We start from the raw sequence: 17,830 nt of genomic DNA, 5'->3' as shown, positions 1-17,830 counted from the left end.
TTTTGGCTGAATTACGAATTTATGAGAGAATCCGCTTTTGTGAAGGCAAATATAAGTAAATGGGAAGAGTTCGAAAGTCTCATTGCTGCTAATGCAAAAAAGGATCCTGATCAACTGGCCGACTTGTTTATTCAGCTAACGGATGATCTTTCTTATGCGAAGACGCACTACCCAAAATCCGATATCACAATTTACCTAAACAACCTTTCTACAAAGGTGCATCAGTACATCTATAGGAATAAAAAGGAGCGAAAAAATCGGTTTGTAGAATTTTGGAAATTTGAACTTCCGCTCATCTTTTGGCAGCATAGAAAAGAGTTTAGAATCTCACTGCTCATATTTCTGGGGGCTTGTATTATAGGGGCATTTTCTGCTGCTCATGATAACGACTTTGTTCGTTTGATTTTAGGCGATTCCTATGTCAATATGACTCTCAATAACATTGAAACTGGGGTGCCTCTTGGTGTTTATGGTAAAATGGCTCAGACTGATATGTTCGTTATGATTACGATTAACAATATTAAGGTCTCATTCTTCGCTTTCGCACTTGGAATTATTGCTTCTTTCGGAACTGCCTTTGCTCTTTTTCAGAATGGTGTGATGCTGGGTTCATTTCAATACTTCTTCTTTTCTAAGGGTCTATTGTTGACTTCGATTTTGACGATTTGGATTCACGGAACCATTGAGATTATTTCTATTATAATGGCTGGAGGAGCCGGGCTTATCATGGGAAATTCTATGCTTTTTCCAGGGACATACAGTCGAATGGAATCTTTGAGAAGGGGAGCGCTGACTGGCGCCAAAGTAGTATTGGGCCTAGTGCCTATGTTTATACTAGCTGGCTTTTTAGAGTCTTACGTTACGCGACTGTTTGGTATGTCGAATGCACTTAAGGCAACAATCATCCTTGGCTCGCTGGCCTTCATGATTTATTACATTATCTTATACCCTCGAAAGTTATTCAAAAATGGGATTCAACAGTAAACTGGAATTTTATAAAAAGAGGCAATTCAGCGATAAGCTGAACGCTACCTTCTCATTTCTCAGAGAAAACGCTGCCCCTTACTTAAAGGCACAAATCCTGATTGCGGGGCCTGTATTGATTCTCGTCAGTATTTTGATGAACGAGGTTTCTGGTGGCTTCTTAGCTCTGGCTATGGACCCTCAAGGACTGAGTGCCAATGATATTATTGATTTGCTTGGTGCCTATGGATTATCATTGGTCTCTATCTTGGTTACACTTGCCTTAATACCATCCGTGACCTATGGGTATATGATTCAATATCAGACCTTGGAACCGAAGGAAATTTCAATGAGTAATATAATGAAGGGCTTCTCGGGTAGGTTCTTCAATTTTCTAGGGTTCAATATCCTTTTCCTTATTGCTGCTACAATGATTGGCTTTATCATTGGTATCATATTTTCATTCATTGCAGCAACTGCAGGAGCCTTGTCCTTACTATTCGGATTTCTTGCAATGGTCGGAATGCTGGTCATCGTAACAGTTATGTTCTTAGGAACACCTATCATAGCCTTTGAAAAGACTAACCCAATCGATGCCTTTGGCAGGATTTTCACTTTATCGAAAGGCAAGTGGCTGAGCACTTTTGGTTTGGTTGTTGTTGTGGGTATCGTGGGCTATATCATAAATTTCGTTTTTGCTTTGCCAAGAGGAATTGTCACGGGATTTGAAGCCTTCACGATGATTCAGGAAGATGGTGATATAGGGGCACTAAATGAGTTAATGACGAATGATCCACTGAGTATTCTTTTTTCAGTGTTTGAATCCTTTGGTACAATAATTCTATACACCCTAGTCTACATCGCCCTTGCCTTTCAGTACTTTAATCTGGTTGAAAGAAGGGAATCTAGAGGATTGATGACTAAGATTGAGCAAATGGATACCGAGGGTGAGGAAGAGTCTGATGAGGATTATTAGTGTCATTCTTTTAAGTCTTTTTACTTTTTTCTCAACTTCTGCTCAGCAGACAGATAGTACTGGGACACAAATAGAAATCCGCGAATTCGATCAAGAAAAGCTATCGGAGTATCAACAGGATAAGAATTTTCAATATGAGCTTCCAAAACCCGAACGAGAAGGAATACTCGAGAGAATTTGGCGGTGGTTGCAAGAATGGTACGCAAGCGTCATCGGTACCGGTCCTACGGCCAACATAATTGACATCCTCTTTAGGATTGGCCTTTTTGCTGCATTCGTATTCTTTATTATCAAAATTTTTGGCATTGAGGTAACAACTGTTTTTAAGCCAACCAAGGCTCAAAAACTTCCCTATCAGGTGAGTGAAGAGCAGCTATTGGGAATTGACTTCGAGCAAGAAATAGCCAATGCTATTCAACAGAAACAATGGCGTTTTGCTGTACGATTGACTTATCTGCATGCCTTAAAACTACTGGCAGAAGCAGAATGGCTGACCGTTAAAAAGGGAAAAACGAATCGAGATTATCTATACGAACTTTCTGGCAAGAATATAGAAAAGGACTTCGAACGACTCAGCTTTATTTTTGACTATACCTGGTACGGTCATTTTGAAGCCAGTGATGTGATTCTGGAAGAGGCAAAAGATCATTTTGACAAAATTCAAAATGCAAAGACCATAGGATGAAAGAAAAGAAGTATGTCATATTCTTAATCGCGGTTGTAGCTCTTTATGTTGTCTCTGAGATGCTCAAACCGGCAAAAATGAATTGGCTTACTACGTATCACGAGGCACATAGTATTCCTTTTGGAGGTATCGCAATGCACAACCTCATGCAAGACATCTTCGATCAGCCATCACCAAAATCTGAGTACCGGACGCTTTATGAGTTGGCATTGGAAGAGTCTCCGATGGGCAACCCATTGATAATTGCAGATGGGATTGGTATGGATGGCAATGATTTCAACGCTTTAATGAAGCATATTGCTGCGGGTGGCTCAGCACTCTTGAGTGCTAGAAATATCCAAGGCCCCTTGGCCGATTCTTTGGGTTTTAACATTAGGGTGGAAGATGAAGAGTTGATTTATGATTTTCGAGCCATTCAGGAAGCACTGACTGGCCAGATTGAAGAGACTATTACACTGAATTTGCCTGATGATGCTAAAAGAGAGTACTCATTTTCTAAAGTTGCAACCACTTCTTATTTCTCTCGAATAGAAAAAGACAACTTTGAAGTGTTGGCCGTTAACGAAGATGATGATCCAGTGTTAATTGCTTATAAGAAACTGTCAGGGAATCTCTATCTGTCTACCATGCCTCTGGCCTTTACCAATTACTTTATTCTTGCAGAAAAGACCACAGAGTTTGCCGCAGCAATGCTAAGCCATTTGCCTGAAGATGAAGTTGTTTTCCAAAATGAATACTACCAACTAGGAAGACAAGAGGCACAGACGCCACTGCGGGTTATATTAAGTAACCGAGCTTTGAGGTGGGGATTTTTTATCCTTCTGTTTACGGTGATCATCTTTATGGTCTTTGAATCTAAGCGAAGGCAGCGTATCATCCCGCTAATTACACCGCTTAAGAATATGTCAATTGAGTTTGTCGAAACCCTCGGTAGATTGTACTACAGACAGAGTGATCATCGAAAGCTGGCTGAAAAAAGAGTGAATTATTGGAAGGACTTTGTTAGAGGACATTACAATCTAAGGACTGACCATTTTGATGAGCAATTTGCCGTTGATTTAACCAATAAGTCAGGTCAATCGAGGAAATCAATCAATGGCTTACTAGAATTTATTAAACGTGTTGAGGATGGAATTGCAATCAACGAAGGAGAGTTGATGCAAATTGAAAAACAGCTTAACGCATTTTACGGAATAGAATAATATGGAAAACCAGGAATCATTTGAAAGCAGGGTAGACCTGTCGAAACTCAAAGAAGGAGTAGAGAAGATTAGAGAGCAAATAGGTAAGGTAATAGTGGGCCAGAAGCAGATGGTTGATTTGATAATTACCGCTGTATTGGCTGATGGTCATATCTTATTAGAAGGTGTGCCTGGTGTTGCCAAAACCCTTGCTTCAAAGTTGGTGGCTAAAAGTATGTCTGTAGACTTTTCAAGGGTACAGTTTACGCCAGACCTAATGCCTTCTGATGTTTTGGGCACAAGTGTTTTCAATATGAAGACTTCCGAGTTCGACTTTAAGAAGGGCCCGATTTTCTCAAATATTGTATTGATCGATGAGATCAATCGCGCCCCCGCGAAGACCCAAGCTGCCCTCTTTGAAGTGATGGAAGAGCGTCAGATTACAGTGGACGGAAATACTTATCAAATGGAAGCGCCTTACTTGGTTCTTGCCACCCAAAATCCTGTTGAGCAAGAAGGAACTTATCGTTTACCTGAGGCTCAGTTAGACAGATTTCTGTTTAAGATAGAAATTGGTTATCCAAGCCTGGCTGATGAGACAGAGATTTTGCTGAAGGCGGCAAATAGAAAAGGACAGCAATTAGATGAAATAGAAGCAGTAATATCAGCGCAGGATATTGCCGCCTATCGAGAAACGTTGACTGACATTATAGTGGACGAAAAGCTCTTAGGCTACATTGCCGAAATTGTGAATCAAACCCGTAGCGATCAGTCTATTTATTTAGGAGCTTCACCAAGAGCCTCATTGGCACTCCTTAATGGTTCTCGAGCATTTGCGGCTATTCAAGGAAGAGACTTTGTTACTCCAGAGGACATTCAGTTTTTAGCTGGTCCTGTCCTGAAGCACCGAATAATTCTTACTCCAGAGAAAGAAATGGAGGGCGTCTCTCCTGCAGAGGTCGTTCAACAACTTGTGGCCAAGACTGAAGTGCCTCGTTAATGAGCCAAGTCCGTTCCTTCTATATTACCAATAGATTCTTTTATGCCGCAGGTGCGCTTGTATTCCTCTTTGTGGTCGGCTTTGCCGTGCCTTGGATTGCCATTATAGCGGAAGTTAGTTTCTACCTATCCTTAGCCTGTTTGGTGATAGATACACTCTTGCTTTTCAGAGTTAAGGATGGAATTGAACTAGAGCGGTTATGCACGGAGAAGTTCTCCAATGGTGATGACAATCCTGTCAGACTGATTGTAGAAAACAGGTATCCAATTGCGCTCCACCTTCAGGTGATTGACGAACTTCCTGAACAACTGCAGATTAGAGGTCAGCGATTTGAGCTTGATTTGGGATCTGGTGAAGTAAAGGAGATAGATTACAATGTAAGACCTCTCAAGAGAGGAGAATATAGCTTTGGTTTTGTGAATGTATTCGCTTCAACATTTTTGGGAGTCGTAAGAAAGCGCTACCAATTGGGAGAAGTACAAAGTGTGGCTGTCTATCCATCATTTATTCAGATGAGGAAATATGAGCTGCTTGCCATTTCCAATCAGCTTCAAGAGTTTGGAGTAAAAAAGATTAGGCGCATTGGTAATAACATGGAGTTTGAGCAGATCAAAAACTATGTTTCGGGTGATGATTACCGAAAAGTCAATTGGAAGGCAACGGCTAGGAAAGGCCGCTTGATGGTAAACCAATATCAGGACGAACGCTCCCAACAGGTATACTCAGTAATTGACAAAGGCAGAGTCATGCAAATGCCATTCGAGGGTTTAAGTCTCTTGGATTACGCGATCAATTCGAGTCTGGTGATCTCAAATATTGCATTGAAAAAGGGTGATAAGGCCGGCATAGTAACCTTTCAGCAAAAGGTGAATTCGATACTACCTGCTTCTTCTCGCAATATGCAATTGAACCTTATTTTAGAGCACCTCTATAAGCAGAAGACAGGCTATAAAGAGACGGACTATTCAAAATTGTACATCGCTCTGAAGAGAAAGGTCACTCAGCGGTCATTGGTTTTATTGTATACCAATTTTGAATCGCTTTCGGCTTTAAAAAGGCAATTACCCTTCTTGAGAAAGATTAGGCAACAGCACCTACTAGTTTGTATTTTCTTTCAGAATACTGAGATAGAAAAAGTGATTAATAAAAAGGCGATCGACCTTGAGGAGGTTTATACTAAGGGGATCGCAGAGCAGTTGGCCTTCGAAAAGAAATTGATCGTAAAGGAACTTCAGGCCCACGGTATCCATACAATTCTAACACCCCCGAAAGAATTAAGCGTCAATACCATTAATAAATACCTCGAACTGAAATCAAGAGGCTTAATATGAAAAAGAAGAAGCGATGGTTCGTTTTGGTTCCAGTAATCATTGTGGTGGCCACCCTTTGGAATACTTTTTCATTACCAGGACTTAACGACTTTGTTTCAAATTTTGAGGAGGTAGACCTTTATAGAAATCAGAATAATACGGGCCCAGTAGAGAGAGTTTATATTGTTACTGCCACAGATACTCTTTGGAGCGAGATGGAGCGTTACGCTGATTTAATGCCATATAGCAAACTCGGATCTACCAAGGTCTATTTCTTTCGCAAAGAGAGTCCATATCCGGCTAAGGCACAAGGTGGTAGTAATAATTTCGACACACAGTTTGAACAATACTGCCTGGCCAAATATCATAGAAACAGCTTCGGAGCGAGGTCCTTTGACTTGTTTCCTTTTGACAAATAGGCGTTATCAAATAGCAATCTGACTTGTAAGCACTACCAGACTTCGCTCCCAGCGAGGTAGGGTTAACATAAGATAGAGCGTACTATAACTGTTATCGCAATCATAGTCGATATTTTATTGTTAGTCATTTAAAAGATAAAGTGCTTTTAAGATCATTTTTATTTTAATGACCCAGTAGAAACCCCTATTCAGATGGAATGGGGGTTTTTCGTTAAACGCCTATCAGATTAGCTTACCCTGGGCTTTGATCCATCTTTCAGGAAAGTCGCCATGAGTGGCACCTTTATAATCCTCATAACTACAAGGAATATAGGCACGGTCCATCATTCGTTCACCATAATTAACAAGCATCCACCACTTATCTGATAGATTACTCTTGTAGAAAGTCATGGTATCTTCGGTTCCCTCAAAACTTACGGTATACTTGGTATAATTGTCAGAGTTAAACTGGCCAGTGTCTCTTCTGTTGTAGTAGCCTTCAATAAAATACCAGATCATAGTGGCCATTACAGAGGCAGTCTTTAATGCATCATCATCCAATGAAGGATAGTATTCGTGAAAACCAACTGAGGTCATCTTTTCATTAATCCCGGCATACCAACTCAGTTGGCAGGCTTCCTCTCCAGACAGTCCGAAAGGTTGAGCCTTGGGGTTGCCAGGAGCATCGGATGAACGAATAGCAGAGATATCGAAAGTCAGCATATCTGCCATGCGAATCAGGGGTTCTGCTTGTTTGATATCATACCTAATTTCGCCAAGCCTTAAAGACTCAAAGTAGAGCTTGTCAAGCGCCTTTAACATAGCCGAATCAATAAGGTAGGTTTGATGAGCTAAATGACTATAGTTGAGCAAGAAGTTAGGCTGATGCAGAAGCAATGCGTTTAAAAAGTTAGCCGAAGATTCAGCTTCTTCCTCCATATCCATAAAGGCATCTACATTGGCGACAGAGATTAGTTTGTTGGCAGTTTCATAGGCCTTGAATTGGCCTAAGGCTAAATCCTGGTTGCCACCAATCATTACAGGAATGACTCTTTGAGACATTAGAAACTCGCAGATTTCACGAATTCTTGCCTGTGTTTGCTCCTCGTCTTCTCCAGACTGAATGTTTCCCAGATCTGCTATACGATAGGTAGCGGCACTGCGCTTAAGGGCAAATAGTTTAGCGCGGATTAAGTCTGCTTCTCCTCTTGAATTGATACCAATAATGGCCAAATCCATTTTAGAAATATCGAAATCTTCGTCCTGTAAATGATTAACACTTTTGCCAAGGGCATTTGCAGGTAAATCGTATTCTGAAGAGAGCGGAGTGAAAAATAGTTTGAGGTTCATAGAGTGCGATGAATGCTAAAATAAAGATAGGACATTCTAGCAGAATTTTTGAACCAAATAAAAAAGCCCCGACTTGTCGGGGCTTTTTTATTTGGTTCAAAATCGTCAACGTTTTGATTTATCAACTAGAATCCTTTCGGTCTTTGTACCTGCAGGACTTACCACTCTAAGGATATAAATTCCATCAGGCAATTGATCCAACGGCAATTTATACTTGGGAGAGTTAGTTATTTTAGAATGAACTATGCGCTGATCATTATTGATAAGGGTATAGCTATAGCGCATTTCAATTTGTTTGGATTCAAGCTCTTTTATTAGGCTTTCGGGTTCATCTATCTCTATTTGCACTTGATCTATTGCTGGATTGGGATATACGTTCAGGTCTGTGTCAATACCAAAACCAATACCCCCACCTAGTCCTCCTCCGGAGCAACCCCAAGGATCGTAGGTAAGATCAAAATACTTTGTCAGCCAAGGAGATGTTCCACAGGCATTAACTGCTCTTACTCTCACGTAACGACCTGTACCAGGATTATTAAATTGTATTGTCGTTGTGGGATTTGTTGTGGTAGAAGAAAGTACATTTCCTGCATTAGACTGCCATTCATAGGAAGTAGGTAATGAACCAAAGAAAGGAGTCTCAGCAATAAATGTTGCAAGGTTGTTTCCACTGTTATCATAACAGATTGAAGCAGGAAAATCCACTAAGAAGTTGTAACTCAGGTTAGCTGGAACATTTGGTGATCCTACATTAATCTGTGTTTGAGTATTAACAGGGTAAGGCCACGCATCTTCACTCCGAACATTTAGTGTACCAGGCAATAATAAGCCGCTTGGAGCTTGTACTTTGACTGTTTCTGAATGAGTGGTGTAAGTATTGGTCGCTGTAGATAAGTCGCCAGTTGTACTTGTTACCTTCCAACCAGCTGGTAATTCCCATGTCCACCCATGATGCCAATTACAATAAGCAGCATTAGTGGCGCCTACAGGAAAGTTTGGAAGCGTAATATTCTTTATTTCGCCAGGTGAGCAAAAAAGCAAATCGTTGGTTCCTACTACAACTGCCTTGCCTGGAGGAATGGCTCTTGTTCGAAAGTTGAAAGTTCTTGTTTTCCATGAGGCAAAAGGCCCATTACCCTTAAACCTAACTTCTAATACTATATTATTGCTTTGAAAACCGAAGCCATCCACCCATTGAGGTACTCCCTGTGCGTTGTTTCCTATAAAGCGCCTAATCCTAAACTTAGATTCTTTGTTGCTATCCGTATGAAGGGTTAAAAAGGGACCATATGTTGGTCCTAGGGGGTCGTTATCAAACTCAATGGCTATGTCATTCCTTGAAACGCCATCCACGAAGAAGAAGTATTGCAGATTACCATGTATTTTATTTTGAAAAATATCTCTGGCAAAGAATGTCATTTCGGTTTCGGTATTGGGGCAGTATTCAAGGTAGGGACCGTTATGATAGCCTGACATATGAATGGTCTGTGAATGAGCATAATCGAAACTGATAAGAGCTAGAAATGCGATGAGTAGATGTCTTTTCATGTGTTTATATTTTAAGAGAGTAATTGTTTATTCTAATAACTCATTTTCTTTAAATAGAAACCTAAAAAGTATTAATTGATATTGTTAAAACACATAAAGTGTAATTGAAAATGATTTGAATAGGTGTGAACGACTCAATACTGTATTTAGAAAGTGCATAAAAAAACCTTTGAACACTTAAGCCCAAAGGTTTCTATTGTCTTTTTGGATAGAAACTATCCTCCAAAGTCGTCAAACGCGACATTCTCGTCAGGTACACCCCAATCTTCGCACATCTTAATTACTGCTGCGTTCATCATTGGAGGTCCACAGAAGTAGAATTCGATTTCTTCAGGAGCATCATGCTTACTTAGGTAGTGATCAATCACGGCCTGATGCACAAAGCCTACAAAGCCATCTCCTTCATCTTCCATTGCCTTTTTCTCTACCCAGTTGTCTTCTGGTACAGGTTCTGAAAGTACAAGGTGGAATTTAAAGTTTGGAAACTCCTTTTCAATTTTTGTAAAATCGTCTAAGTAGAAAAGCTCTCTCTTAGATCGTCCACCATACCAGTAAGAAACCTTTCTTCCGGTTTTAAGGGTGTGGAATAGGTGGAACAAATGAGATCTCATTGGGGCCATTCCTGCACCACCACCGATGTAAAGCATTTCTTCTTCGGTTGGCTTAATGAAGAATTCACCGTAAGGACCAGAGATCGTTACTTTATCACCAGGCTTTCTAGTAAATACATATGAAGAACAAATACCAGGATTAACATCCATCCATTTGTTATTGGCTCTGTCCCAAGGTGGAGTTGCAATACGAATATTCAACATCACAATGTTACCTTCTGCAGGGTGGTTAGCCATTGAATAGGCACGGAAGATCTCTTCCTTGTTCACCATTTGAAGATCCCAAAGACCGAACTTATCCCAATCCTCTTTGAATTTATCTGGACCAGCAGGGTCATCTGGGTGTGGTTCAATGTTCATGTCTTTAAAGTCACAAACAACCGGAGGTACATCTACTTGAATATATCCACCTGCTTCGAAGTCGAGAGTTTCTCCTTCAGGAAGCTTAACCACAAATTCTTTAATGAATGATGCTACGTTGTAGTTAGAAACTACTTCGCATTCCCACTTCTTAATACCGAAGATTTCTTCTGGAATGTGAATGCGCATGTCATTCTTCACTTTTACCTGGCAAGTAAGGCGAACGCCTTCTTTCTGCTCAGCGCGACTCAAATGACCAACTTCAGTAGGAAGAACGTCTCCTCCACCTTCATTGATAGTACACTTACACATGGCACAAGTACCACCACCACCGCAGGCTGACGGTAAAAATATTTTTTGTCCAGATAGCGTGTTAAGCAAGGTAGAACCCGCTGCTGTTACTATCGGATTTGCTTCGTCTCCGTTAACGATGATTTTCACATCTCCGGACTGAACTAATTTTGATTGAGCGTAAAGCAAAATCAACACTAGTAAAAGGATGACTGCAGAGAACGCAACGATTGACGTAATTATGATAGATGACATCTATTAATCGATTTTAAATCAATAATTTGAATCTAAAGACCCCGACTTATCGGGGCTACAAATATATTGACTAAAAGCTTAAATCAGTAGGCGTTTTGGAAAAAAGATGTGCGATGAAAAAAGCTCCTATACGGTGATTTTTTCAAGCAATTGCTGACCTTTTTTTAACTCCTCGATTTCAGCACTTAGCCCTTTGACACAAAGACTTCCTAATGTGTTTTCTGTGCCATTTGCGCAAAGAACAAGATTGTTTTTAGGATTGTTTAACCATTTCTCATCTAATAGATTGTTGATACACATCTTTCCTACCACATAACTGTGGTCAAAACTGAAATATTTGTGCTGTATACTTTCAAAATCTCCTAGGTCGATCTCATGAGGGTTGTCAAAACTCACATAAACCTCAAGCAGTGAATCGTTCGTAAAAGGGAGTCTTCCCAAGTTGTAATGCTTCTTGTATTCATATTTGTAATCGTAACTGAGTGCCGAAATATCTGACAGAACAGCTGCCCCGGTAGGTAGACTTCCTGCACCTTTACCAATGAAGAGTTGATCGTCACAGAACTCTCCATTCAGAGTGACAGCGTTGAATTCATTTTTAATTGAGGCTAAACTATGTTCGGGCTTGATAAACTGTGGAGACACAAAAGCATACACTTTATCAGCGATGCGTTTTGCTTGGGCAATAAGCTTTATGGTGAAACCTTTCTCTCTGGCATATTCCAAGTCAGCTGCCTTCAAATGATCAATCCCCAGATTGACTATCTGGTTAGGAGGCACATGAATGCCGAAGGCATGGGTTAGAAGAATGCTCAACTTATATTTTGCATCAAAGCCCTTGACATCGAGTGTAGGATCAGTCTCTGCGAAACCCAAGGATTGCGCTTGAAGTAGAGCAGTTTCGTAGCTCAGGTTTTCCTCAAATATCTTGGTTAAAATGTAGTTTGTAGAACCATTGAATATCCCTTTGATTTCGTTTAATGGCTCATGCCCAAAATACTCCTCCAATGTTCTAATGATTGGAATACTGCCACAAACGGCACCTTCATAGAGTAAAGCGCTTCCTGTTTTTGCCTGAAGTTCGATTAAGTCTGCGAGGTGCTCTGCAACCATTTTCTTATTGGCAGTAACTACTGACTTACCACTTTTTAGGGCCAGGGTCACTATCTCCAATGCCGCATCGGCATCATCTATCAATTCCACAATCACATCGATCTCCGGATTGTCCAGAATATCATTTGCTTTAGTGGTAAATAGCTTGGAGTCTAGAGGTCTTGGCTTATCCGGATTCTTGATACAGATTTTGCTGATTTGGCCTGAGAAGTTTTTGGATCCATTGAGCGTTTCATAGAGTCCTTGGCCTACACAGCCAAAGCCAAAGAGACCTATTCTAATGTTTTTCATTGGTGTACGTTTAAAAAGTTTTGAAGAATGTTGCTGATACCTTTGGCCTCTACCAGGAAACCATCGTGACCGTATTTTGATGGTACAAAGTTGAGCCTCGCATCTGGAATAGCTGAATGAAGTTGTTGCTGCTCGGCTTCGGTAAAGAGTAAATCTCCGGTTATGCCGATCACCTGCACTTTGGCCTTTACTTGACTTAGGGCATTTTCTATGCCTCTTCTTCCTCGACCTACATCATGGGTATCCATGGCCTTGTTCAAGGTATAATACGTTCTGGCATCGAAGCGCCTACCTAGCTTTTCGCCTTGATATCGTTGATAACTCTCAGCACTAAAATTGTCGAGTTGCCCTTCGGGGTCCTGCTGACTACTGTTGAAAGTTTCGTGATTTCGATAAGAAATCATAGCCATTGCCCTTGCAGCCTCGAGCCCTTTCCAACCTCCTTTCGGAGAGGATGAGTAGAATGAAGGATCGGACTCAATGGCCATACGCTGAGCTGCTCGAATGGCGATGCCCCATGGTGAACTTTTAGCTGATGTAGCAACCAATGCTAAATGTTTGAATAGTCTCTTGTCTTGTATTGACCATTCTAAAGCTTGTTGGCCACCCATTGACCCACCAATGCCTAACCAGATCTCATCAATGCCTAAATGTGCTTGCAATAGCTGATGGGCATTCACAATATCACGAATGGTCAGATTAGGAAAGTCCCTTAAGTATCGCTCGCCATTGCGAATGTCAAAATCCTTCGGTCCAGTACTGCCATAGCATGAACCAATAATATTTGCGCAAACTATGAAGTGATCCTTGGGATTGATAAGGTCATCTTCACCAATTAATCCTGGCCACCATTCTAGGGGGTTAGCGTTGGCTGTTAAGGCATGAAATACCCAAACCACGTTGCTTCGGTCTTCATTCACCCGACCAAAGGTGTGGTAGGCAATCCTTAGCTCTGGAAGTTCATTGCCATTCTCCAAAGGAAAAGGAGAATTGGTAAAGAAATACTCAGGTTGTGAATATTCAAGAGGGTTTAGACCCAAATGAGCTTTTTTAGTGTCTTTCAACATGATGATACTTTTTTAATGAAAAGATGGGTTGAAATACTAAGAGAGAATTCTCCCAATAGAACACAGAATATTGCTTGGGCTCAGGGCTTCTGAACTTAATAGATGCAATGATTGTCGAAAAATGGAATTACGCATACTTACCAATTTATATTCTCCCGAATGTCACTCGACACCCTTTGGGATCTGGATTTAGCACCTTTTCCGATGGTTGTCGGAATGGTTGCTAGCGCTTCAAAGAGCCAGTCTCTCCACGCTTCTTTATAAATCGATCCTTTTCCTGATACGGAAATGAATGACTTGATGCTGCAAACGTAGTAGCCGTTGTTGAAGTTTCAAAGAAAAATCTCAAAAAGGATATCTATTTAAAACCGATTGTTGGGCTGGGAATGATTTTTAGTTTATATGAGAACATTCCGATTGTTAACTTGCCTGAAATATTTTAGAAGATGCTGTCAATAGCTTATGAAACATTTTACGAAGTAGCTTGTCACCTCAGTTTTTCCAAAGCAGCGGATGTTATGTGTGTTTCTCAACCAGCTGTTAGTAAGCAGGTTAAGAAGTTGGAGGGTGAACTTGGGGTTCGTTTATTCGAAAGACAAGGAAATACTATCCGATTGTCTCCGCCAGGAGAAAAACTATTGACTCAATTAAGGCAGGCTAGGCAAATTGAGAAGCAAATTGAGTCGGATATTGATATTGTCAAGACTCAACAGGAAGCACGAGGTGAACTTAGGATAGGAGCGAGTACCACCCTTTCACTTTATGTTTTGCCTAAAGTACTTTCTTCTTTTAGAAGAAAATGGCCACAGACGAAGATTACATTGATCAATAGAAATACTGAAAATGTGTTGAAATCATTGGTGAAGGAAGAGATTGACCTGGCTATTGTAGAGGACAAGCATGAATCGAATGCTCTTCATTATGACTTCTTTATGGCTGACACAATCATTCCTGTTTGCTCCAACCACAGTCCTTTTGCTGGACAAAAAATCAGGTTGGATGAATTAATGAGTGTGCCATTAGTAATTCGCGAAGTCGGTTCGGGTACTCTTTCGGCTTGGTCTAGAAAGCTGAATGAGCTCAAAGTCAAGATTGGTAATCTTAATATAGTTGCTCGTTTGGGGGGGACAGAGGCCTTGAAAAACTTCTTGGTCGAAGACACAGCCATAGGCTTTCTATCCCCTTGGGCAATTAAAAGGGAACTGGAGATGGGGTTGTTAAAAGAGGTAGACATTCCTGATCTGAATGTTCAACGTAGCTTCAATTTTGTGATAAGAACAGGCGAAACCCCAGCTGGTACTACAAAGGCATTCGTGAGTGAAGCGAAGCTTATCTATAACTAATAGTTATAACTTGTTACCATTAATCATTTGATCGGTGATACTGTATTATTCATTATTGCAGAATGAATGCAACAGCTGTATTAGACTCTCATGTCAGTCACCTAACCTGTTCGGAATGCAACACGCGGTATTCAATTCTTGAGGTCCAAGGTTATGCATTATGCTGCAACAAACCTCTAGTTGTGGCATATGACTACAATAACGAGTTTGACAAGGCGTCCTTGCTAAGTCAGCCAAATACCATGTGGAGATACGCTAGTATGTTGCCTGTGCTAAATTCTGACAACATTGTGTCTTTGGGAGAGGGGATGACAGAGATATTGTCTCTCAAGAACCTGAGAAAAGAACATGGCCTTAGTTCAGTTTTGGTAAAAGATGAAGGTTCAAACCCGACTGGTTCCTTTAAAGCCAGAGGTTTGAGTATGGCGATTTCAAAAGCGAAGGAATTAGATATAGATCACTGTGTTATTCCAACTGCCGGAAATGCTGGAGGGGCCATGAGCGCTTATTGTGCAGCTGCTGGGATAAAAGCTACGGTTGTGATGCCAAGTCATACGCCATTAAGCTTTAAGCAAGAATGTGAACTCTATGGTGCAGAACTTCTTCTGGTTGACGGTCTCATTAATAAGTGTGCTGTTGTGGCTTCCGAAATCGAAATGAAGAAAGGAGCTTTCAATGTATCAACCTTAAAGGAACCTTACAGGTTGGAAGGAAAAAAGACCATGGGTTATGAGATTGCGGAGCAATTGAATTGGAAATTACCTGATGTCATTTTATATCCCACGGGTGGAGGAACCGGTCTCATTGGTATTTGGAAAGCTTTCCATGAAATGATCAGTTTGGGCTGGTTGAAGCCGGACGTCAAACTACCAAGAATGGTAGTTGTGCAAGCGGCTAATTGTTCACCTGTAGTTGATTTCCTTAAAGGAGTGGAAAAAGACATTGCTCTGTATACAGAATCAATTGGAAATGGACTTGCAGTGCCTGTGGCTTTCGGTCAAGATATGATTGCCAGAGTTGTTGCTGAATCTGGTGGTACAACAGTAACAGTAACAGACGAGGCCATGATTAATGGCGTGAAGGAAGTGGCCGAAAGCGAGGGTATTTTAATGGCACCTGAAGGGGCCGCTCTATGGAAAGGGCTCCTAAGGCTTATTGATCAAGGAGAAGTATCGAGAGATGAAAAGGTGTTGATGATTAACACAGGAGGTGGATACAAATACCTAGAGCACCTTGTTTAGACTTCTGAACCTAAGAAAGCGGCATAAGAATGCTTTGTTCGTTTTGCTTGGACTGGTATGTCTATTCCCATTAATCAATAGTCAATGGGCCCTCCTAATCGGTCTAGCTTTTCGGTTTGTAATTGGTGAGATAGAAATCAAGTTCATTCCCAAGCTGTGCAAATGGCTATTACAAACCTCAGTTGTCACGCTGGGCCTTTGTATAAATGTTCAGCAAGCAGCCAACGTGGGGACTGAGAACTTTCTGTATATAACCGTGTCAGTTATCATGGTTTTAAGCCTGGGTTGGTTGATGTCCAAGCTGGTTAAGATGAATACTGACCTTTCAATGTTAATATCTGCTGGAACGGCAATTTGCGGAGGGAGTGCCATAGCCTCAATAGCACCGATTCTAAGAGCATCAAATAGAAAAATATCCGTGGCCTTGTCAGTGGTGTTTTTGCTGAATGCCTTGGCCGTTTTAGTATTTCCAAACCTCGGTTTTGCCCTTGAAATGACTCAAAGGCAGTTTGGTTTGTGGTGTGCTGTGGCCATTCATGATACAAGTTCAGTGGTTGGTGCAGCTGCAGTATATGGACAGGAAGCATTAGAAATTGCAACTACTGCTAAATTAACCCGAATGCTATGGATAATCCCTTTGATGTTACTGTTATCATTTTTTAGGAAAAATGATTCGAAACTCAAATTCCCATGGTTTGTACTATTCTTCATCTTAGCTCTGATTTCAACTTCGATATTTCCATTAACACGAGTAACTGAGCATTCAGTGCTGAGCTTTTCTAAAGGTTTGATGGCCCTAGTACTTTTTTTGATGGGATCTTCACTTCAGATCAATAAATCCACAGGGTTAAAGCCTGTAGTGTTTGGTAGTGTGTTATGGATCTTTACAGTGGTTGTATCAGCTTTTGCTATACTGGAGTTTTACTGAAGCATTCTCAATACTGTAGTCAATTGCTTCTTTAAATCTCGTCTATCAACGATGAAATCAAGGAAACCATGATCCAATACAAATTCAGAGCTTTGGAAACCTTTCGGAAGATCTTTTCCTACCGTATCTCTAATAACACGAGGGCCCGCAAAACCAATTAAGGCACCTGGTTCAGCGATATTGAAATCGCCCAACATAGCATAGGAGGCTGTTACTCCACCCGTAGTAGGGTCGGTAAGCAATGAAATGTATGGAATACCTGCTTCCGAAAGTAAAGCAAGCTTAGCAGATGTCTTAGCCATTTGCATTAATGAGTATCCCGCTTCCATCATCCTGGCACCACCAGATTTAGAAATCATTAAGAAAGGGATTTTATGCTTAAGAGAGTAGTCAATACCCCTAGCAATTTTTTCTCCGACAACAGAGCCCATGGAACCACCAATAAAGGCGAAATCCATACAGCACACCACTAAGTCTAGGCCGTTCATTTTTCCATGGACAGTTCTTGCAGCGTCCTTAAGGTTTGATTTGGCTTGGGTAGCCTTAATCCTTTTGGGATAAGGTTTGCTATCAACAAATTTCAACGGATCTCCTGATGTCATGTCAGCATCCAATTCAGTGAATTTGTTCTCGTCAAACAGTATTTCGAAATACTCTTTTGAACCAATACGTACATGGAATCCATCTTCTGGACTCACATAAGCATTGTTTTTAAGTTCTCGAGTATGGACGATGGTACCGCCTGGGGTCTTAAACCATAAACCATCAGGAGCATCTTTCTTCTGATCAGTTGGAGTAGTAATACCCTTAATTTTTCGCTGAAACCAAGACATATAGTAGTGTTATCGCCTAATTTTTTTCAAAGAGTAGGCAAAAATAGGCTAAAAGTCTTCTCCCGCCAAAAGATTACTTAATACTG

At 40.9% G+C, this 17,830-nt stretch carries 16 protein-coding genes and 1 riboswitch; of the genes, 10 read left to right on the top strand and 6 right to left on the bottom strand.

Annotated features, from left to right (window positions below):
• The first annotated feature begins 21 nt into the window (after nucleotides 1-21).
• Genes J4E76_RS13520 through J4E76_RS13490 form a run of 7 tightly spaced genes read left to right on the top strand, consistent with a single transcriptional unit; the run spans nucleotide 22 to nucleotide 6,534 of the window.
• Nucleotides 22-984 (top strand): stage II sporulation protein M, encoded by a 963-nt coding sequence (locus J4E76_RS13520; RefSeq protein WP_208504997.1) that lies wholly within the window; start codon nucleotides 22-24, stop codon nucleotides 982-984.
• A complete protein-coding gene (locus J4E76_RS13515; protein WP_208504995.1) occupies nucleotides 968-1,939 on the top strand; it encodes a hypothetical protein in 972 nt (323 codons plus the stop codon). The genes J4E76_RS13520 and J4E76_RS13515 overlap by 17 nt, the downstream gene beginning before the upstream one ends.
• A complete protein-coding gene (locus tag J4E76_RS13510) occupies nucleotides 1,926-2,624 on the top strand; it encodes a DUF4129 domain-containing protein (protein WP_208504993.1) in 699 nt (232 codons plus the stop codon). The genes J4E76_RS13515 and J4E76_RS13510 overlap by 14 nt, the downstream gene beginning before the upstream one ends.
• On the top strand, nucleotides 2,621-3,826 hold the full coding sequence (locus tag J4E76_RS13505) for a DUF4350 domain-containing protein (protein ID WP_208504991.1): 1,206 nt from the start codon (nucleotides 2,621-2,623) through the stop codon (nucleotides 3,824-3,826). Before J4E76_RS13510 ends, J4E76_RS13505 begins: the two co-directional genes overlap by 4 nt.
• Before the next feature lies 1 nt (nucleotide 3,827).
• Nucleotides 3,828-4,805, top strand: coding sequence for a MoxR family ATPase (locus tag J4E76_RS13500; protein WP_208504988.1), 978 nt, complete (start codon nucleotides 3,828-3,830; stop codon nucleotides 4,803-4,805).
• Nucleotides 4,805-6,136 (top strand): DUF58 domain-containing protein, encoded by a 1,332-nt coding sequence (locus J4E76_RS13495; protein ID WP_208504986.1) that lies wholly within the window; start codon nucleotides 4,805-4,807, stop codon nucleotides 6,134-6,136. Before J4E76_RS13500 ends, J4E76_RS13495 begins: the two co-directional genes overlap by 1 nt.
• On the top strand, nucleotides 6,133-6,534 hold the full coding sequence (locus tag J4E76_RS13490; RefSeq protein ID WP_208504984.1) for a hypothetical protein: 402 nt from the start codon (nucleotides 6,133-6,135) through the stop codon (nucleotides 6,532-6,534). Before J4E76_RS13495 ends, J4E76_RS13490 begins: the two co-directional genes overlap by 4 nt.
• A 222-nt stretch (nucleotides 6,535-6,756) precedes the next feature.
• On the opposite strand, the gene J4E76_RS13485 is transcribed toward J4E76_RS13490, so the two are convergent.
• The 5 genes from J4E76_RS13485 to metX all read right to left on the bottom strand — a co-directional run bounded on the left by J4E76_RS13485 (nucleotide 6,757) and on the right by metX (nucleotide 13,399).
• Entirely contained in the window at nucleotides 6,757-7,863 is a 1,107-nt protein-coding gene (locus tag J4E76_RS13485) for a formimidoylglutamase (protein ID WP_208504982.1), read from the bottom strand.
• Nucleotides 7,864-7,968: 105 nt separating this feature from the next.
• A complete protein-coding gene (locus J4E76_RS13480; protein ID WP_208504981.1) occupies nucleotides 7,969-9,411 on the bottom strand; it encodes a T9SS type A sorting domain-containing protein in 1,443 nt (480 codons plus the stop codon).
• A gap of 215 nt (nucleotides 9,412-9,626) precedes the next feature.
• The gene (gene nqrF / locus J4E76_RS13475; RefSeq protein ID WP_208504979.1) at nucleotides 9,627-10,928 is read right to left on the bottom strand and encodes an NADH:ubiquinone reductase (Na(+)-transporting) subunit F; all 1,302 of its coding nucleotides are present in this window, start codon (nucleotides 10,926-10,928) and stop codon (nucleotides 9,627-9,629) included.
• Nucleotides 10,929-11,054: 126 nt separating this feature from the next.
• Nucleotides 11,055-12,332 (bottom strand): homoserine dehydrogenase, encoded by a 1,278-nt coding sequence (locus J4E76_RS13470; protein ID WP_208504977.1) that lies wholly within the window; start codon nucleotides 12,330-12,332, stop codon nucleotides 11,055-11,057.
• Complete coding sequence (gene metX / locus J4E76_RS13465) at nucleotides 12,329-13,399, bottom strand: homoserine O-acetyltransferase (protein ID WP_208504975.1); 1,071 nt, start codon at nucleotides 13,397-13,399, stop codon at nucleotides 12,329-12,331. The genes J4E76_RS13470 and metX overlap by 4 nt, the downstream gene beginning before the upstream one ends.
• Before the next feature lie 142 nt (nucleotides 13,400-13,541).
• Nucleotides 13,542-13,666: riboswitch (SAM riboswitch) on the bottom strand.
• A gap of 179 nt (nucleotides 13,667-13,845) precedes the next feature.
• Here metX and J4E76_RS13460 point away from each other — a divergent pair.
• The 3 genes from J4E76_RS13460 to J4E76_RS13450 all read left to right on the top strand — a co-directional run bounded on the left by J4E76_RS13460 (nucleotide 13,846) and on the right by J4E76_RS13450 (nucleotide 16,911).
• Nucleotides 13,846-14,742, top strand: a complete 897-nt coding sequence (locus tag J4E76_RS13460; protein WP_208504973.1) for a LysR substrate-binding domain-containing protein — start codon at nucleotides 13,846-13,848, stop codon at nucleotides 14,740-14,742.
• Between the two features lie 62 nt (nucleotides 14,743-14,804).
• Nucleotides 14,805-15,983: a threonine synthase gene (locus tag J4E76_RS13455; protein WP_208504971.1), complete on the top strand. Its 1,179-nt coding sequence runs from the start codon at nucleotides 14,805-14,807 to the stop codon at nucleotides 15,981-15,983.
• Nucleotides 15,976-16,911: a YeiH family protein gene (locus J4E76_RS13450; RefSeq protein ID WP_208504969.1), complete on the top strand. Its 936-nt coding sequence runs from the start codon at nucleotides 15,976-15,978 to the stop codon at nucleotides 16,909-16,911. Before J4E76_RS13455 ends, J4E76_RS13450 begins: the two co-directional genes overlap by 8 nt.
• Here J4E76_RS13450 and accD read toward each other — a convergent pair.
• Nucleotides 16,905-17,744 (bottom strand): acetyl-CoA carboxylase, carboxyltransferase subunit beta, encoded by an 840-nt coding sequence (gene accD / locus J4E76_RS13445; RefSeq protein WP_208504967.1) that lies wholly within the window; start codon nucleotides 17,742-17,744, stop codon nucleotides 16,905-16,907. The genes J4E76_RS13450 and accD overlap by 7 nt on opposite strands.
• Between the last annotated feature and the right edge of the window lie 86 nt (nucleotides 17,745-17,830).

The organism is Roseivirga sp. E12, from assembly GCF_017592825.1.
Taxonomy (GTDB): Bacteria; Bacteroidota; Bacteroidia; order Cytophagales; family Cyclobacteriaceae; genus Roseivirga.
Note: the sequence above shows the minus strand (reverse complement) of the source record. Positions and strands in the feature narration are given on the sequence as shown.

What these genes read in the sequence shown, in the direction of transcription:
- J4E76_RS13520 (WP_208504997.1), top strand. Translation starts at nt 22, where the DNA reads ATGAGAGAATCCGCTTTTGTGAAGGCAAATATAAGTAAATGGGAAGAG.
- J4E76_RS13515 (WP_208504995.1), top strand. Translation starts at nt 968, where the DNA reads ATGGGATTCAACAGTAAACTGGAATTTTATAAAAAGAGGCAATTCAGC.
- J4E76_RS13510 (WP_208504993.1), top strand. Translation starts at nt 1,926, where the DNA reads ATGAGGATTATTAGTGTCATTCTTTTAAGTCTTTTTACTTTTTTCTCA.
- J4E76_RS13505 (WP_208504991.1), top strand. Translation starts at nt 2,621, where the DNA reads ATGAAAGAAAAGAAGTATGTCATATTCTTAATCGCGGTTGTAGCTCTT.
- J4E76_RS13500 (WP_208504988.1), top strand. Translation starts at nt 3,828, where the DNA reads ATGGAAAACCAGGAATCATTTGAAAGCAGGGTAGACCTGTCGAAACTC.
- J4E76_RS13495 (WP_208504986.1), top strand. Translation starts at nt 4,805, where the DNA reads ATGAGCCAAGTCCGTTCCTTCTATATTACCAATAGATTCTTTTATGCC.
- J4E76_RS13490 (WP_208504984.1), top strand. Translation starts at nt 6,133, where the DNA reads ATGAAAAAGAAGAAGCGATGGTTCGTTTTGGTTCCAGTAATCATTGTG.
- J4E76_RS13485 (WP_208504982.1), bottom strand. Translation starts at nt 7,863, where the DNA reads ATGAACCTCAAACTATTTTTCACTCCGCTCTCTTCAGAATACGATTTA.
- J4E76_RS13480 (WP_208504981.1), bottom strand. Translation starts at nt 9,411, where the DNA reads ATGAAAAGACATCTACTCATCGCATTTCTAGCTCTTATCAGTTTCGAT.
- nqrF (WP_208504979.1), bottom strand. Translation starts at nt 10,928, where the DNA reads ATGTCATCTATCATAATTACGTCAATCGTTGCGTTCTCTGCAGTCATC.
- J4E76_RS13470 (WP_208504977.1), bottom strand. Translation starts at nt 12,332, where the DNA reads ATGAAAAACATTAGAATAGGTCTCTTTGGCTTTGGCTGTGTAGGCCAA.
- metX (WP_208504975.1), bottom strand. Translation starts at nt 13,399, where the DNA reads ATGTTGAAAGACACTAAAAAAGCTCATTTGGGTCTAAACCCTCTTGAA.
- J4E76_RS13460 (WP_208504973.1), top strand. Translation starts at nt 13,846, where the DNA reads ATGCTGTCAATAGCTTATGAAACATTTTACGAAGTAGCTTGTCACCTC.
- J4E76_RS13455 (WP_208504971.1), top strand. Translation starts at nt 14,805, where the DNA reads ATGAATGCAACAGCTGTATTAGACTCTCATGTCAGTCACCTAACCTGT.
- accD (WP_208504967.1), bottom strand. Translation starts at nt 17,744, where the DNA reads ATGTCTTGGTTTCAGCGAAAAATTAAGGGTATTACTACTCCAACTGAT.